General features: G+C 64.9%; 1 protein-coding gene. It reads left to right on the forward strand.

From position 1 onward, the window contains the following. Nucleotides 1-4 precede the first annotated feature (4 nt). On the forward strand, nucleotides 5-1,155 hold a 1,151-nt coding region (gene tuf / locus ABE438_RS20310; protein ID WP_346504491.1), incomplete at its 3' end, for an elongation factor Tu.

The raw sequence follows: 1,155 nt of genomic DNA on the forward strand, positions 1-1,155 counted from the left end.
TGCCATGGCCAAAGAGAAGTTTTCGCGGACGAAGCCGCACTGCAACATCGGTACGATTGGTCACGTTGACCATGGTAAGACGTCTTTGACGGCTGCGATCACGAAGGTCCTGGCGGAGTCCGGCGGTGCGTCGTTCACGGCGTACGACCAGATCGACAAGGCGCCTGAGGAGAAGGCTCGCGGCATCACGATCTCGACCTCGCATGTCGAGTACGAGACGGCGAACCGCCACTATGCGCACGTCGACTGCCCCGGCCACGCCGACTATGTGAAGAACATGATCACGGGCGCGGCGCAGATGGACGGCGCGATCCTGGTCGTGTCGTCGGCCGACGGCCCGATGCCGCAGACCCGCGAGCACATCCTCCTGGCGCGCCAGGTCGGCGTGCCTGCGCTGGTGGTGTTCATGAACAAGGTCGACATGGTCGACGATCCGGAGCTTCTCGACCTGGTCGAGCTCGAGGTTCGCGAGCTTCTGTCGAAGTACGACTTCCCCGGTGACGACATCCCGATCACCAAGGGTTCGGCGCTGTGCGCGCTCGAGGACCGTCAGCCCGAGATCGGCCGCGACGCCGTCCTGAAGCTGATGGAGTCGGTCGACGCCTACATCCCGCAGCCCGAGCGCCCGATCGACCAGCCCTTCCTGATGCCGGTCGAGGACGTGTTCTCGATCTCGGGTCGCGGCACGGTGGTGACCGGCCGCGTCGAGCGCGGCATCGTCAAGGTCGGCGAGGAAATCGAGATCGTCGGCCTGAAGGACACCGTGAAGACCACGGTGACCGGCGTCGAGATGTTCCGCAAGCTGCTGGACCAGGGCCAGGCGGGCGACAACATCGGCGCGCTGCTGCGTGGCACCAAGCGTGAGGACGTCGAGCGCGGCCAGGTGCTGTGCAAGCCCGGCTCGGTCAAGCCCCACACCAAGTTCAAGGCCGAGGCCTACATCCTCACCAAGGAAGAGGGCGGGCGCCACACCCCGTTCTTCACCAACTACCGCCCGCAGTTCTACTTCCGCACCACCGACGTCACCGGCGTCGTCCACCTGCCGGAAGGCACCGAGATGGTCATGCCCGGCGACAACATCGCCATGGAAGTCCACCTCATCGTCCCGATCGCCATGGAAGAGAAGCTCCGCTTCGCTATCCGTGAAGGCGGACG

Source organism: Allobosea sp. TWI1241 (assembly GCF_039673065.1).
Lineage (GTDB): Bacteria > Pseudomonadota > Alphaproteobacteria > Rhizobiales > Beijerinckiaceae > Allobosea.